The 14484-nt window shown below is 75.1% G+C and carries 11 protein-coding genes; 6 read left to right on the top strand and 5 right to left on the bottom strand.

The window, feature by feature from the left end:
• Window positions 1-247 precede the first annotated feature (247 nt).
• The gene (locus E4P40_RS00560; protein ID WP_135156491.1) at window positions 248-1867 is read left to right on the top strand and encodes an SIR2 family protein; all 1620 of its coding nucleotides are present in this window, start codon (window positions 248-250) and stop codon (window positions 1865-1867) included.
• A gap of 41 nt (window positions 1868-1908) precedes the next feature.
• Window positions 1909-3141, top strand: coding sequence for a cytochrome P450 (locus E4P40_RS00555; RefSeq protein ID WP_135156493.1), 1233 nt, complete (start codon window positions 1909-1911; stop codon window positions 3139-3141).
• A 58-nt stretch (window positions 3142-3199) separates the two neighbouring features.
• Here E4P40_RS00555 and E4P40_RS00550 read toward each other — a convergent pair whose 3' ends face one another.
• Window positions 3200-3862, bottom strand: a complete 663-nt coding sequence (locus E4P40_RS00550; protein ID WP_245160068.1) for a response regulator transcription factor — start codon at window positions 3860-3862, stop codon at window positions 3200-3202.
• The gene (locus E4P40_RS00545) at window positions 3859-5892 is read right to left on the bottom strand and encodes a sensor histidine kinase (RefSeq protein ID WP_135156494.1); all 2034 of its coding nucleotides are present in this window, start codon (window positions 5890-5892) and stop codon (window positions 3859-3861) included. The genes E4P40_RS00550 and E4P40_RS00545 overlap by 4 nt, the downstream gene beginning before the upstream one ends.
• 190 nt (window positions 5893-6082) lie before the next feature.
• Between E4P40_RS00545 and E4P40_RS00540 the strand changes: the two genes are divergently transcribed.
• Window positions 6083-6772: a hypothetical protein gene (locus tag E4P40_RS00540; RefSeq protein ID WP_135156496.1), complete on the top strand. Its 690-nt coding sequence runs from the start codon at window positions 6083-6085 to the stop codon at window positions 6770-6772.
• 54 nt (window positions 6773-6826) lie between these two features.
• On the opposite strand, the gene E4P40_RS00535 is transcribed toward E4P40_RS00540, so the two are convergent.
• Window positions 6827-9136 carry a helicase gene (locus tag E4P40_RS00535; protein WP_245160069.1) on the bottom strand — a complete coding sequence of 770 codons (2310 nt, stop codon included), beginning with the start codon at window positions 9134-9136 and terminating at the stop codon, window positions 6827-6829.
• A 42-nt stretch (window positions 9137-9178) separates the two neighbouring features.
• Between E4P40_RS00535 and E4P40_RS00530 the strand changes: the two genes are divergently transcribed.
• Entirely contained in the window at window positions 9179-9481 is a 303-nt protein-coding gene (locus tag E4P40_RS00530; protein ID WP_135156498.1) for a DUF6191 domain-containing protein, read from the top strand.
• Here the strand turns inward: E4P40_RS00530 and E4P40_RS00525 are convergent.
• Complete coding sequence (locus E4P40_RS00525) at window positions 9463-10134, bottom strand: alpha/beta hydrolase (RefSeq protein WP_135156500.1); 672 nt, start codon at window positions 10132-10134, stop codon at window positions 9463-9465. The genes E4P40_RS00530 and E4P40_RS00525 overlap by 19 nt on opposite strands.
• 247 nt (window positions 10135-10381) lie before the next feature.
• Entirely contained in the window at window positions 10382-11155 is a 774-nt protein-coding gene (locus tag E4P40_RS00520; RefSeq protein ID WP_135156502.1) for a hemerythrin domain-containing protein, read from the bottom strand.
• 248 nt (window positions 11156-11403) lie between these two features.
• Here E4P40_RS00520 and E4P40_RS00515 point away from each other — a divergent pair, with 248 nt between their 5' ends.
• Together E4P40_RS00515 and E4P40_RS29275 are read left to right on the top strand one after the other, a co-directional pair.
• Window positions 11404-12204 carry an alpha/beta hydrolase gene (locus E4P40_RS00515; protein WP_245160070.1) on the top strand — a complete coding sequence of 267 codons (801 nt, stop codon included), beginning with the start codon at window positions 11404-11406 and terminating at the stop codon, window positions 12202-12204.
• Complete coding sequence (locus E4P40_RS29275; protein ID WP_280790564.1) at window positions 12201-14477, top strand: SpoIIE family protein phosphatase; 2277 nt, start codon at window positions 12201-12203, stop codon at window positions 14475-14477. The genes E4P40_RS00515 and E4P40_RS29275 overlap by 4 nt, the downstream gene beginning before the upstream one ends.
• Window positions 14478-14484 lie beyond the last annotated feature (7 nt).

Below are 14484 nucleotides of genomic sequence, written 5' to 3'. Positions count from 1 at the left end.
TGCCGCTCCTGGTCGCCGCCGCCGGGCTCCGGTCCGTCGCGACCCAGCCGACCCCGGCTCCCGCGCCGGCCCGTCCGGCGGCCTGTGCCGGGTGCGCCTGCGGGGCCGGCGGCTGCGGAGCCTGATCCCGGATCGGTTCCGGCCCGCTCCTGGGTACGGGGCGGGATGTGAGCGGACAGGGGCGTGAGCATCGCAGCGAGCGCCAGCGAGCGAGGAGCGGAGCCCCCGCGGTAGCGAAGGGGACAGTGTGAGCGGACACGTCTTCGTGGTCGGCGGGGACCTCACCCGGCTCGCGTGCGACGACGTCCTGGTGCCGACCGACCGCACGCTGCGCGTCGCCCCGGGCTGGTGCCCCCTGCTGCCGGCGGACCTCGTGCGCGAGCAGCACGAGGACGGCGCCTGCGTGGAGCTGGAGTGGTCGGGGACGGGTCGCGTCCTGGCGGTGCCCGGGGACGGCGACCGGCGGATCTGGCTGGTCGACACCGTGGACGACGCGGACCGCCAGGGCGAGGACGGCCTCGGCTGGCTGCTGGACGGCGCCCGGCAGGCGCTGGCGGCGGTCGCGGAGCGGGAGGTCAGCACGCCCGCGCACGGGCGGGCCCGGCGGCTGGTCGGCCTGCCGGCGCTGGGCACCGGGTGGGGTGGTGCGGCCGGCGAGCGGGGAGCCCTGCTGCAGCGGCTGCTGCCGGTCCTGCGGGAGGCGGCCGGTGAGCACGGGTTCGACGTGGCGCTGGTGCTGCGCGGGCCCAGCGACCTGGCTGCCGCACAGCGGGTGCGGCGCGGTGAGGACGGCGGGTGGGACCTGCCCCCGCACCTGTTCGAGGTCGCCGAGGAGCTGGGGGAGAAGGCGCGGCGCGGGCAGCTCGCGGTGTTCATCGGCGCCGGGGTGAGCGCGGCCGCCGGCCTGCCCACCTGGGAGCAGCTGCTCGGGGAGCTGGCGGAGCGGTCAGGGCTGGACGACGAGCTGCGCGAGGGGCTGTCGCGGCTGCCCCCGCAGGACTCCGCCGCGCTGCTGGCCCGGGAGCTCGGACGCGAGCGGCTCGAGGCGTTCGTCAAGGAGCGGTTCGGCCCTGGTTCCTACGCGCTGGCGCATGCGCTGATCGCCGACCTGCCCGTGCAGGAGTTCGTGACCACCAACTACGACCCCCTCGTCGAGCTGGCGGCCACCGACATCGGACGCGAGGTCCGCGTGCTGCCGTTCGAGGATGCGGCGCCCGGAGCTCCGTGGCTTTTGAAGCTGCACGGCGACGCCGCCCATCCGGACAGCGTCGTGCTCACGCGCGAGGAGTACCTGCAGTTCGGCGACACCCGTGCGGCACTGGCCGGCGTGCTGCACTCGCTGCTGCTCACCCGGCACGTCCTGTTCGTCGGCACGTCGATGCTCGACGACGACCTGATCCGGATCGCGCACCAGGTGCGCAGCGCACTGCGGATGCAGGGCTCGGCGTCCGGACGTCGCAACGGCACGGTGCTGTCCCTCCGCGAGGACGCCGCGCGCGCCCGGCTCTGGGAGCGGGACGTCGAGACCGTGGCGATGGGCTCGTCCGACACGTCCCCGGCCGAGGCGGCGCGCCGGCTGGAGGTGCTGCTCGACCTGATCGGCTGCCTGTCGACACCACCGACCGGCTACCTGCTCGACCCGGCGTACCGGGGGCTGCTGAGCGAGGAGGAGCGGGCGCTGTCGGCGGCGCTGGCCCGGGTGGCGGGATCGCTGCCGGAGGACGCCGGCTCGTGGGCCGCCGCGGAGGTCGCCGCCCTGCTCCGGCGGCTGGGGCACGGCGGCTCGACGGCACCGGGGGAGGGACCGCCCGCCGACGGCGGCACGCGGGGCCGGGACGACCGCGTGCAGGAGCAGCGGCCCGGCTGAGCCGGAGGTTGCCCGGTGGTCGTCCGGGGCACGCAGCGGGCATGGCGCGACCGGAGAACGGCCTGCAGCTGCTCGCCAAGGGCTACGGCTGGCTGCCCGACAGGCGGCGGGCGCTGGGCCGGCGCACCGTGACCGCCCGCCTCGGCGGACTGCCGGTGACCGCGATCGAGGGGCCCGACGCCGCCCGGTTCCTCTACGACGAGGACCACGTGCAGCGGGCGCACGCCATCCCCGAGCCCGTGCAGGGCACGCTCTTCGGCAAGGGTGCGGTGCACACGCTCGACGGCGACGCGCACCGGGTGCGCAAGGCCATGTTCGTCGCGCTGCTGATGCGCGAGGACGGGATCGCGTCCCTGGTGCAGCGCGCGACGACGGCGTGGGACGACGCCGTCGTGGAGTGGGCCCGACGGCCGGAGATCGTCCTGCTCGAGGAGTCCGCCCAGGTTCTCGCCGGCGCGGTGACCCGCTGGGCGGGCGTGCCCGTGAGCGACGACGAGGTGCCCGCTCTCGCGCGCGACCTGCAGGCGATGGTCGACGGGTTCGCCACCGGCGGGCCCCGTCACTTCCGCGCCCGGCGGGCGCGCGGCCGCCGCGAGAAGTGGCTGGCCCGATCGGTCGAGGAGGTGCGCGCCGGCACGGCGACGGTCGAGGAAGGGTCGGCGGTCGACGTCGTCGCGCGGCACCGCGACGCCGGGGGCGAGCTGCTGGAGCCGCGGGTGGCCGCGGTCGAGCTGCTCAACGTCGTCCGGCCGACCACGGCCGTCAGCTGGTTCGTGGCCTTCACGGGGCACGCGCTGATCCGCTGGCCGGAGAACCGGAAGCGGCTGGCCGACGGCGATCTGGCGTACGCCGAGGCGTTCGCCCACGAGGTGCGCCGCTTCTACCCGTTCGCGCCGTTCATCGGCGGCCGCGCCCCACGGGAGGTCGAGTGGGACGGCGAGCGGATCCCGGAGAACTCGATGGTGCTGCTCGACCTCTACGGCCAGAACCACGACCCCGAACTCTGGGGTGACCCGTACGCCTTCCGCCCGGATCGCTTCCTCGGCCGGGAGATCGGGGCATTCGACCTGGTGCCGCAGGGCGGGGGAGACCCGCGGACCGGGCACCGCTGCCCGGGCGAGCAGATCACGGTCTCGCTGCTGTCCGCGCTCGCCGTCCGGCTGTCCCGCCTGGAGTACGACGTCCCGGAGCAGGACCTCACGATCGCGCTGCACCGGATCCCTGCCAGGCCGGCCGGCGGCGTCCGCCTGAAGGTGTGGGGCACCTCCTCCTGACAGTTGTGCTCTGCTCCGCCGGTGCGGGCAGAGCACGAGCGTCCGGAGGGCGAGGTGGTCAGGCGCCGGGTGACGGGCCGAGGCCCGCGTCCCGGGCCAGTGCCACCGCTTCCGCGCGGCTGGCCGCGTGCAGCTTGGTGAGGACGTCGGACACCCGGTTGCGCACCGTCTTCTCCGAGAGGAACAGGCGGGTGGCGATCGCGGCGTTCGGCAGCCCGTGCGCGACCAGGTCCAGCACCTCGCGCTCGCGGTCGGTCAACTCGGGGAACGGCACGGCGCTCGACCGGCCACGGGAGGACGCGAAGAAGGCGAGCACCCGGTCGGCGATCCGCGGGCCGAACACCGCCTCGGAGCGCGCGGCGGCGCGCACCGCCCGGGCGATGTCGGCGCCCTCGCTCTCCTTGAGCAGGTAGCCGCGGGCGCCGGCGCGCAGCGCGGCGAACACCGAGTCGTCGTCGTCGCTCATGGTCAGGACGACGACCGCGGTCTCCGGCTGGGTGGCGGCGATCGTGGCGGTCGCGGGGACTCCGCCGCCGCCCGGCATCCGCAGGTCCATGAGGACGACGTCGGGCCGCAGGTCAGCGACGACCGCGACCCCCGTCTCGCCGTCCGCGGCCGTGCCCACCACGTCGATGTCGTCGGCGTCCCCGAGGGCGTCGGCGACACCGTCGCGGTAGACCGGGTGGTCGTCGACGACGACCACCCGGATCGGCGCGGTCACCGGGCCGCCAGGGGCAGCCGGGCGCGGACCGTCGTGCCGGCGCCGGACGCCGTCGTCACGTCGAGGCTGCCGCCGAGCTCGGCCGCCCGCTCCCGCATGCTCGTCGACCCCACCCCGGGGACGGCGTCGGCCGGCACGCCGCGGCCGTCGTCGGAGATCTCCACGAGCAGATCGTCGCCGGAGAGCCCGAGGGCGACCGTGCAGGTCGCCGCCCCGGCGTGGCGGACGGCGTTGGCGACCGCCTCGGTGGCGATCCGGTAGGCCGCGACCTCGACCGCGGCCCGCAGCGTCGGGAGCGCCTCGGCCGACACGCTGACGCGGGCGGGGTCCGCCGTCCCGCCGGGACCGCCCGTCGTCACCGGCAGCCGGTAGGCGGCGACGTGCTCGCGCAGCGCGTCGACCAGCCCGAGCTCGTCGAGGGCCGGCGGCCGCAGGTCGTCCACGGCCCGGCGGACGGCGGCGACGGTCCGGCGCATCTGGTCGCGCAGCCGGCCGGCGAAGGCCGCCATCTCCGGCTCGCCGGACAGCCGGCCGGTGAGGCGTTCCAGCTGCAGCGCCATGCCCGCGAGCTCCGGGCCGACGCCGTCGTGCAGGTCGTGCCGCAGCCGGCGGCGCTCCTCCTCCCGCCCGGCGACGATCCGCTCCCGGCTGGCCTGCAGGTCGGCGACCAGCCCGGCCGCCCAGGCCAGCGCGGCGGCGCGGCGGGCGGCGTCGTCCAGGGCGTCCCGCTCGGACCGTCGCCAGCGCTCGCCGGGATGGCGGTGAGTGACGGCGAACCGCCCGACGTCCTGGCCCAGGGAGGTCAGCGGCCAGGTGTCGACGTCGCCGGTGAGCCGGGCGTCGGTGGCGCAGGCGACCGAGGGCAGCCGCGGGTCGGCCGGCTCGATCGCCACCGCGGGCAGCCGGAGCACCCGGGCGACCTCGTCGGCCAGGGCCTGGAGCGCCTCGCTGGGAGCCGCGGCCGAGTCCAGGGTCGAGCCGAGCCGGGTGGCGACCGCGAACGGGTCGCGCCGCTCGCCGTAGAGCAGCCGGTCGACCGCCCGCTGCGCCCGTTCCCAGCCCGCCGCGGCGCCGATCGCGGCCAGCGCCGTCAGCGCGACGGCGATGCGGCGCTGCCCGGCGGTCAGTTCGCCGAGCAGGCCCACGACGACGGCGTAGGCGATCAGCAGGATGCCGGACAGGACGCTGAACACCACCGCCCGGCTGATGACCTGGCCGACGTCGAACAGGCCGTGCCGCAGGACCGCGACGGCGACCGCCAGGGGAAGCGCGGCGAACCCGACGGCGAACAGCGTGCTGGAGATCACCGGCAGGTCGAGCACGACGGAGGCGATCGCGCAGACGAAGAGGACGGACTCGCCGAGCAGGAGCCACTGCAGGCGGGCCCGTTCGGTGCCCTCGGCCCGCCGCATCCGCACCAGCTGGGCGGCGACCCCGACCCCGCCGCCGACCAGGAAGGCGGTGAAGGAGCACAGGAGCAGCACGAGGTTGATCCACAGCCCGACGGCCAGGGGGTTCTCGAACGCGGGCGCGTAGTCCAGCGGGCCGCTCCGGAACATCGCGGCGAGGGTGCCGACGACGACCACGGTGCCGAGCACCCGGGCGATCCGGCGCCACCGCGGCGAGGGCAGCGTGCCGTCGGGGAAGTACAGCGGGACGAGCGCGACGATCACGTAGTACGGGACGAAGCCCCACGCGGCCAGCCACGCGGCGAACGAGGCGCCTGGGCCGGCGGTGGTGCCGGCGAGCGCCACGTACTCGCTCGCCAGCAGGTAGGGCCCCGTGACGACGCTGACCATGAGCAGCCAGCCGACGCGATTGCCGGGCTGCCGGCCGAGCACGAGGGCGGCCACCAGCGGATAAAGCAGGCCGAGGGTGGCGTCACCGGCGTCGACCGGTCGCCCACGTTCGGCCAGGGCGCCCACGGCGATCGCGACCAGCGTGCAGCCGACGCCGAGCGCGGCGAGGATCCCCGGCACCCAGCGAGGCACGCCGGGCGCGGGGGAGCGGCGGTCGGTCGCACCCGGCACGGCCGACATCCTGCCTGCCTCTGCCCGGATCCGGGAGAGCCCTGCAGCGAAAGAGCGCCGCCCCGGACGGGGCGCCCGGGAGATCGGGACGGCCGTCCCTGGGATCGGGGACGCGGGGCGGGCGAATCTCTTCCCCGGAGCCAGACCCCCTGGGAATCCCGGACGACAGACACCCTGGAAGGACCGAACGATGACCACCTCGACCGAGCTGCCGGCCGCCGCACCGGAGACCGAGCTCACGCCCGACACCCGCTTCCGCCGGGTCGGCGGCGCCCTCTCCCTGATGGCCTCGGGGACGCTCGTCTTCGCGAGCCTGCTGATGATCCCCTACGAGAACCAGACGGTCGCCCAGTACCTGCAGACCGGCGTGGACCACCGGACGAACATCCTGTGGGCCGCCGTCGTCCTGCACTTCGGCTACCTGCTCCTGGTGCCGGCGGCGTTCACGCTGATCCGCCTGGCGCGCCGGCGGAACCCGAGGACGTCGATCGTCGCAACGGTGCTCAGCGGCCTCGGCATGGGCCTGTCCGGCATCGTCGTCGTCGACTTCTACGACGTGGCCCTGGCCAACGCGCTGCCCGCCGACGAGGCGCTGCGCATCTTCGACCTGGCCGGCAGCTACGGCCAGGGCGGCCTCGTCGCGGCCCCGTCGGTGATCGGCATGGCCCTGGGCATCAACCTCGCGATGTACGTCGCCTGGAGGGCCCGGGCCATCCCGGTGTTCCCGCTGGTGCTCAGCGTCGTCGGCTGGCTGGTGTTCACCTTCTTCTCCGGTGACGCGTGGCTGCCCTCGCTCGGCAGCGGCCTGGTCGCGATCGGCATGGCGTGGGCCGGCGTCATCGTCTACAAGATGCGCGACGAGATCTGGGCGCGCCTGTGATCCCTACGCAGCACCGGGAGGGTCCGGCAGCGAACTCGCTGCCGGGCCCTCCTGTCATGCGCGGGCCTCGAGCCCGGTGAGCTCCGGCAGGAGTTCGCCCGGATGGACCACGCCGAGCCGCTGGGTCGCCCGGGTGAGGGCGACGTAGAGGTCGTTGTGGCCGCGGACGCCGCCGGCCACGATCCCGGCCGGGTCGACCACCAGCACCGAGTCGAACTCCAGGCCCTTGGCGCCCTCCGGCGGCAGGACGACCGGTCCGGAGGTCAGGTCCTCCGACGTGGCGGGGATCCGTGCCCGGACGGCGGCGGCCACCGCGTCGAGCCGCGACCGGGGGACCAGCACGGCGAGCGTGCCGTCCTCGGCGTCGAGGGCGGCGGCAGCGTCGGCGACGGCGTCGGCCAGCGTCTCGTCGGTCACCCCCAGCGCCCAGGGCCGGATGCCGGTCGTGCGCACCGAGCGGCCGGCGGACGCCGACGAGCCGCCCGCGGCCAGGACCGCGGCGGCGACGTCCATGATCTCGGCCGGCGTGCGGTAGTTGACGGTGAGCTCCTCCAGCCGCCAACTCGGGCCGAGGTGCGGATCGAGCATCGCCGACCAGCTGGTGGCACCGGCCGGTGAACCGGTCTGGGCGACGTCGCCCACCACCGTCATCGACCGGGTCGGGCAGCGGCGCACCAGCAGCCGCCAGGCCATGGCGGACAGCTCCTGCGCCTCGTCGACGATCACGTGCCCGTAGGTCCACGTGCGATCGCCGGCCGCGCGCTCGGCCGTCGTCCGGAAGTCGCTGACCTCCTGCCGCTCGGCGAGACCCTCGGCGTCGAGCAGGTCGCCGACGCTCAGCTCCTCGGCCTCCTCCTCGGTCTCGCTGTCGGTGGACCGGGAGCCGTGCAGCAGGTCGAGGGTCTCCTGCGCGTGCCGGCGGCGCTGCTGCTGCTCCCGCCGGGCCGCCGACCGCTGCGCGGAGTCGTCCTCCCCGAGCAGCTCGTCGGCCTCCTCGAGCAGCGGAACGTCGGCCGGCGTCCACGGTGCCGATGGCGCCCGCAGGAGCAGGTCGCGGTCGGCGTCGCTCCAGCCCGGGGTGACCGCAGCCAGTTCCTCGGCCGAGGCGAAGAGGTCGCGGACCAGCCGCTCGGCGGTCAGCCGCGGCCACAACCGGTCGACGAGGCGGTGCACCACGGTCTCGGCGGCCACCTCCCGGCGCAGGGCCGCGACGTCGGACCGCTCGAGCAGGTTCGCGCCGCCGAGCACGTTCTCGCCCAGCTTGTCGGCGTACTTGCGGGCGACGAGTTCGATCACCGCGCGGGCTGCCGCGGGGCGGGCCTCGTTGTGCACCCGCGAGGCCGAGCGGGCGCGGGAGCGGATCCGGGCGGCGTCGGCCTTCGTGAACCGCAGCACGGTGCCGTCGAGCTCCAGCTCCACCGGTGCGTCGAGGACGGCCTGGCGGCGGCGGACGGCGGCGGCGATCACGTCGGCCATCGCGATCCGCCCCTTGACCTCGACCACCTCCGGGCGCTCGACGCCGGCGGCCTGCAGCCCCGGCCGCAGTCCGCCCACGTCCGAGAGCACCACGCCGGTCTCGCCGAGCGAGGGCAGCACGTCGGCGATGTAGCGCAGGAAGGCCGGCGACGGGCCGACGATGAGCAGGCCGCTGCGGGCCAGCCGTTCCCGGTGCGTGTAGAGCAGGTACGCCGCCCGGTGCAGCGCCACGGCGGTCTTGCCGGTGCCCGGCCCGCCCTGCACGACGAGGGCACCCCGGGCGTCGGCGCGGATGATGCGGTCCTGCTCGGCCTGGATGGTGCGGACGATGTCGGTCATCCGCCCGGTGCGGTTCGCGTTCAGGGCGGCGAGCAGGACGGACTCGCCGGCCAGCCCCGACCGGTCGGTGACGTCCGGGTCGTCGAGGTCGAGGGTCTCGTCGGTGATCGAGACGACGGTCCGGCCGCGGGTGCGGATGTGCCGGCGGCGGCGGACGCCGAGGTCGTGCAGCGGGGTGGCGGTGTAGAACGGCTGCGCCGCCGGTGCCCGCCAGTCGATCAGCAGCGGTTCCTCGACGCCGTCGTCGGCGGGCAGCCCGATCCGGCCCACGTACCGCGGCACGTCGGCGTCCCGGCGGTCCAGCCGGCCGAAGCACAGGCCGCTCTCCGCGGCGTCGAGAGCGACCAGCCGCTCGCTGTAGAGCTGGACCGCGGCCTCCCGCTCGCCGACCGACTGCGGGTTGTGCGCCCTGGTCCCGAGCGCCTCGGCGAGCCGGGCGGCGGCCCGCGCGCGGACGTCGTCCAGGCGGCGGTGCAGTCCCGTCACGTACCCCTGCTCCGCCGCCAGCTCGTCGTCGTCGTCGCGCGGAGCGGGTCGTGCTGAAGACAAACTGATCTCTCTCCGTTGCTCGGTGCACCGCTACCGTGGGGCATGGCCGCAGGCGTCCTGTTCGCGATGGTCCTGCCGGGTCTGGCCATTCTCCTCGTCGTCCTGGCCGTCGCCGAGCATGCCTGGTCGCGACACGGTCGCCGGAGTCCCCTGCACCGGCGGGAGCGGCACGCGCTGTCGGCCGGGGGGATGGACGTCTTCTCCGCCGCGCTGTTCCCCGGCAAGGCGGTCGACCTGGAGCAGCGGCGGGTGCGGGAGATGACCCGCGACGACGTCGACGACGGTGCCCCGCCGTACGGCCGGATCGACCTCGACGGCGGTGTGGCCTACCTCGACGTCAGGTAGTCGGCCAGCTCGACGGGTCGGCTCAGGGCCACGAGGTGCCCGCCCGGGATCTCGTCGACGGTGCGGCCCAGGCGCTCGGCGGCCAGCCGCCGCACGAAGCCGGCCGGGAAGAACCGGTCGTCGCGGCCGCTGACCACGGAGGTCGGGACGTCGGGCCAGCGCTCCAGCGGCCACGGGTCCTCGAAGGGGCGCCCCGACTGCGCGAACGGCTGCTCGAACGCGGCGGCCACCACCTCGGCGGGGACGTCGTGGAAGAAGTACGTCTCCTGGTCCCCGGGGTCCCCGCTCAGGCCGTCGCGCTCGGCGTGTTCGGCGATCGCGCGGGCGTGTCCGGTGACCGTCCACCACTCGCCGCCGGTCTCACCTGCCCGCGGGATCATCGGGTTGACCAGCACCAGGCGCTCGACGGGGACGCGGGCGCAGAGCAGCGGCGCGATGAGGCCGCCCATCGACTGCGCCACCACGACCACCGGCGCCCGGCCGTCGACCGCCGCCACCACGGTGTCGGTGTAGGCGGCCAGGCCGGCGGACTCGTCGTGCGAGGGGAGGTCGACCGCCACCGCCGTGTGGCCGCGGCGCTCCAGCTCCGCCACCAGGCGGTGCCAGTACCAGGCCTGCCCGCCGGCGCCGGGGATGAGCACGAATGTCGTCACAGGGGATGGAACCACCCGGACGCCGGGAAGTCATCGCTCATTCGTCGACGGGCAAGCGCAACTCCGGGGACACCTCGCGGATACATGCGGCTCCTACCGTTCTCGGTGAGCCCGGGACGAGGGGAGAGCGACATGAGCACGAGCACCAAGGAGCGGACCACATGGGTCTGCGACAACTGCCAGGGCGAGACCGCCGCCGTCCGCAAGCGGTGCAAGGACTGCGGGACGTCCCGCTACTGAGGCCGGCTCAGGCGGCCGGCGGCGCGCCGCGCAGCCTCACGACTGCCGAGCGGTAGTACCGGCCGCCGTTCACCCGCCAGGCCATCCGGGCCGAGCGGGGCAGCCCCTCGAGCAGCCGGGCACGGTCCCCGGCGGAGGAGTCCTCCAGCGCCAACCCCAGCACCAGCAGCTGCTCGCGCGCGGTGAGCCGGCAGTGCGACGAGTGCGCGATGGCCGTCCAGTCCTCCGCGCGGAAGTGCTCCGCGAGCATCGGCAGGAGCGTGCGCTCCTCCTCGGCGGTCTGCTCGTCGACCGCGTCGGCCACCGCACGGCAGGCCATCGCGAAGGCGTCGCGGGCGTGGCACGAGCCGACGACCTGCCACTGGCGGGCGGCGGTCGCGACGTCCCGCAGCATGTGGTCGATCCGCGCGCAGCTCGCCGTCCACGCGTCGAGCAGCTGCCGGGCCCCGGCGGCCTCGTCGGCCGGGACTGCGCGCAGCAGCGCCGGCCAGACGGCCTCCCGCTCGACGGAGTGGTGGTGCAGCAGGACCCGGCTGATCAGCTCGGAGTGCCGGGTCAGCGTGACGGTCCGCTCGGCCTCGTCCGCCGGCGCCCAGGTCGCGAGGTCGGCGAGCAGCCGCAGTTCGCGGCGCACCAGCTGGTGCAGCACGCGCTGGTAGGCCACGGCGCGGCAGGCGGCGGGATCCCGGCGGCGGTGGCCAGCGCTCGGCGGCACGGAGTCGTCCCCGGCGGTGCGGGGAGCGGGGATCGACGTGGTCGGTCGGACCGCGGCAGCGGTCATGCGGACACCTCGTTCGACGGTCAGCACTTCAACGACGGAGCGCAGCGCCGGCGGTCCTGCCGGAGCGGATGCGGGGGAGGGTAGGGCCAGGGGGCCCCGTGCGACAGGGGATTCCGGCCGCGGCCCCGAGGGTCGGGGAGGGGTCCACGGCACGCTCGCGGCGCGTCCTTCCGGCCTGTCACGGAACCCTCTCGCTGTGACCCGGAGGTGCGGCACCGCGCTGCACGTCCGTCCCATAGGGTCGTCGGGTGGGAAACGTCGTCGCGCGGAACGCCGTCCGCGTCAGCGGGGTCGCCGAAGGCCGGCCGATGCTCTTCGTGCACGGCTTCGGCTGCGACCAGGCGATGTGGCGGTTCGTCGCGCCCGATTTCGAGGTCGACCACCGCGTCGTCCTCCTCGACCTGGTGGGGTCCGGCAGGTCCGACCTCAGCGCCTACGACCCCGAGAAGTACAACTCCCTGCGCGGCTACGCCGAGGACATCGTCGAGGTCTGCCGGGAGCTCGAGCTCACCGACGTCGTCCTGGTCGGGCACTCGGTCAGCGCCATGATCGGCGTGCTGGCCTGCCAGCGGGCACCGGAGCTGTTCGGGGCGCTGGTCATGGTCGGCCCCAATCCGCGTTACGTCGACGACGGCGACTACGTCGGGGGCTTCAGCCGCACCGACATCGCCGGGCTGCTCGACGCCCTCGACGCCAACCACCTCGGCTGGTCCGCCCAGATGGCACCGGTGATCATGGGCAATCCCGAGCACCCCGAGCTGGCCGACGAGCTGACCAACAGCTTCTGCCGCACCGACCCAGGGATCGCCGCGCAGTTCGCCCGTGTGACGTTCCTGTCGGACAACCGCGTCGACCTGCCCACGGTCTCCGTCCCCACCCTCGTCCTGCAGTGCAGCGAGGACGCGATCGCCCCGGAAGTCGTGGGCCGGTTCGTGGCCGAGCACGTGCCGGACAGCGTGTTCACCCAGCTGGAGGCGACGGGCCACGTCCCCCACCTGAGCGCTCCGGAGGAGACCACGGCAGCGATCCGCGCCTTCCTGACGGGATGAGCACAGGGGACGGCGGTATGGACCCAGTCGGCAACCCCGGGAGCGACCCCCGCGCGCAGCTCGGCCGGCTGCTCGAGGAGGACCCGGCCGACCTCTACGAGAACGCACCGATGGGCTACCTGTCGACGCTGCCCGACGGCCGGATCGTCAAGGTCAACCGGACGTTCTGCGCCTGGACCGGCCGGGCGGCCGACGACCTGATCGGATCGCGGTTCCAGGACCTGCTCAGCATCGGCGGCCAGGTCTTCCACGAGACGCACCTGTCGCCGCTGCTGCGCATGCAGGGAGCGGTCCGGGAGATCGCCCTCGACGTCGTCCGCGTGGACGGGTCCCTGCTGCCGTGCCTGCTCAACGCCGTCGAGCTGCGCGACGAGTCCGGCGCCCCGCTCCTCGTGCGGGCGACGCTCTTCGAGGCGACGGCGCGGCGCCGGTACGAGCGCGAGCTGCTCGCGGCGCAGCGGGCGGCGGAGGAGTCCGAGGCCCGGTCCAGCATCGTGCAGAGGGTCGTGTCCGACCTCGCTGCGGCGACCTCGGTGCGCGGCGTCGCGGCGGTGATCGTGCAGCACGGACGCGAAGCGATCCGCGCCCGGGGCGCGGCGCTGGTGCTCGTGGAGGACCCGCATGACGGTCCGGACGCCATGCCGACCCTCCGCGTCGCGGACGCCGACGGGCTGGCTCCGGACCTGCTGGCGGAACTCCAGCTCGCCGCCGCGAGCCAGCTGACGCTGGAACTGGAGCAGGGGGTGCGCTCCGTGCCGCTCGATGACCGGCTCAGGGCGAGGCAGCCGGGGGTGGCCGCCGCGATGGAGGCCGACGGGCTGGCGGGCCTGGTCACGGTGCCGGTGACGGCCGACAGCCGGCGGCTCGGCGTGCTGCTCCTGGGACTCGGCGTCCCCGGCGACCTGATCAGCCTCGAGGAGCCCGACGACGCCGGCTCGCCCACGCCGGCCGACGTCGACCTGCTCTGGACACTGGGCCGGCAGGCCGGGCAGGCGCTGGAGCGCGCGCGGCTGCACGAGGAGACGGCGCGGCAGGCGGAGCGGGCGGCCTTCCTGCTGGAGGCGGCCCGACTGCTGGCGGGTGCGGCGGACGTCCCCGAGACGGTGGAGCGGCTGGGCGACCTCGCCGTCCGGAAGCTGGCCGACCTCTGCGTCATCGACCTGGCCACGGAGCAGGGGCTCACCCGTGCCACGGTCCGGCACCGGGATCCCGCGATGCAGCCGATGGCCGACGAGCTGCGGGAGCGGCACCTGGGCGGCGGCGGGCGGGAGCAGCACCCGAGCATCCAGGCGGTGCGGGAGGGCGGCACCCGGTGGATGCGCTCCGTGCCGGAGGACTTCATCCGGGAGACCGCTCTCGACGAACGGCAGGCCGAGGTGGTCCTGGCGCTGGACCTGGTGAGCATCGTCGCGGTGCCGCTGGTCGCCGACGGACGGCGGCTCGGGGTGCTGACCCTGTGCGCGGACCGGCAGCGAGGCGGCTTCACCGCGGCGGACGTGGAGGTGGCCGAGCAGCTGGGTCTGCAGGTGTCGCTGGTGGTGGCGAAGGCGCAGCGCTACGAGACCGACGTCCGCACCTCGCACACGCTCCAGGCCAACCTGCTCCCGCCGGCGCCCCCGGCGCTCACCGGGATCGCGACCGCGGTCCGGTACCTGGCGGCGAGCTACGGCGTCGAGGTGGGCGGCGACTTCTACGACGTGGTGGAGTTGCCGAACGCCCACGTCGCCCTGGCGGTCGGCGACGTCGTCGGCCACGACATCACCGCGGCGGCCACGATGGGACAGCTGAACAGCGTCTACCGGGCGCTGCTGGCCGACCGCCCGTCGCCCAGCTCGATGATCGACCGCCTGCAGGCCTCGTGGTCGCTGCTCGGGCTGCAACGCATGGCCACCGCTCTGTTCGCCACGCTCGATCCGGCGACCGGGCAGCTGCGGGTGGCGTCGGCCGGGCACCTGCCGCCGCTGCTGCTCACCGATGGCCACGCCGAGTTCCTGCCGGTGACACCGAGCCGGATGCTCGGCGCCCCCCCGGCCCCGGCGCCAGCACTGGAATGGGCGGGTGTGGTGCCGGTCGGCGCGACGCTGGTGCTCTACACCGACGGGCTGGTCGAGAGCCGGTCGGCCGACATCGACGAGGGCCTGGCCCACCTCCTGGCCGCGGCGGCCGGAGCGGGCACGTCGGACCCGGACGAGCTGTGCGACCGCCTGCTCGCCGACATGACCGGGACCCACCGCGCCGACGACATCGCGCTCCTGGCACTGACCCGCCTCTAGCCCCTTG

Source organism: Blastococcus sp. CT_GayMR20 (genome assembly GCF_004570345.1).
Note: the sequence above shows the minus strand (reverse complement) of the source record. Positions and strands in the feature narration are given on the sequence as shown.

What these genes read in the sequence shown, in the direction of transcription:
- E4P40_RS00555 (WP_135156493.1), top strand. Translation starts at nt 1,909, where the DNA reads ATGGCGCGACCGGAGAACGGCCTGCAGCTGCTCGCCAAGGGCTACGGC.
- E4P40_RS00540 (WP_135156496.1), top strand. Translation starts at nt 6,083, where the DNA reads ATGACCACCTCGACCGAGCTGCCGGCCGCCGCACCGGAGACCGAGCTC.
- E4P40_RS00530 (WP_135156498.1), top strand. Translation starts at nt 9,179, where the DNA reads ATGGCCGCAGGCGTCCTGTTCGCGATGGTCCTGCCGGGTCTGGCCATT.
- E4P40_RS00520 (WP_135156502.1), bottom strand. Translation starts at nt 11,155, where the DNA reads ATGACCGCTGCCGCGGTCCGACCGACCACGTCGATCCCCGCTCCCCGC.
- E4P40_RS29275 (WP_280790564.1), top strand. Translation starts at nt 12,201, where the DNA reads ATGAGCACAGGGGACGGCGGTATGGACCCAGTCGGCAACCCCGGGAGC.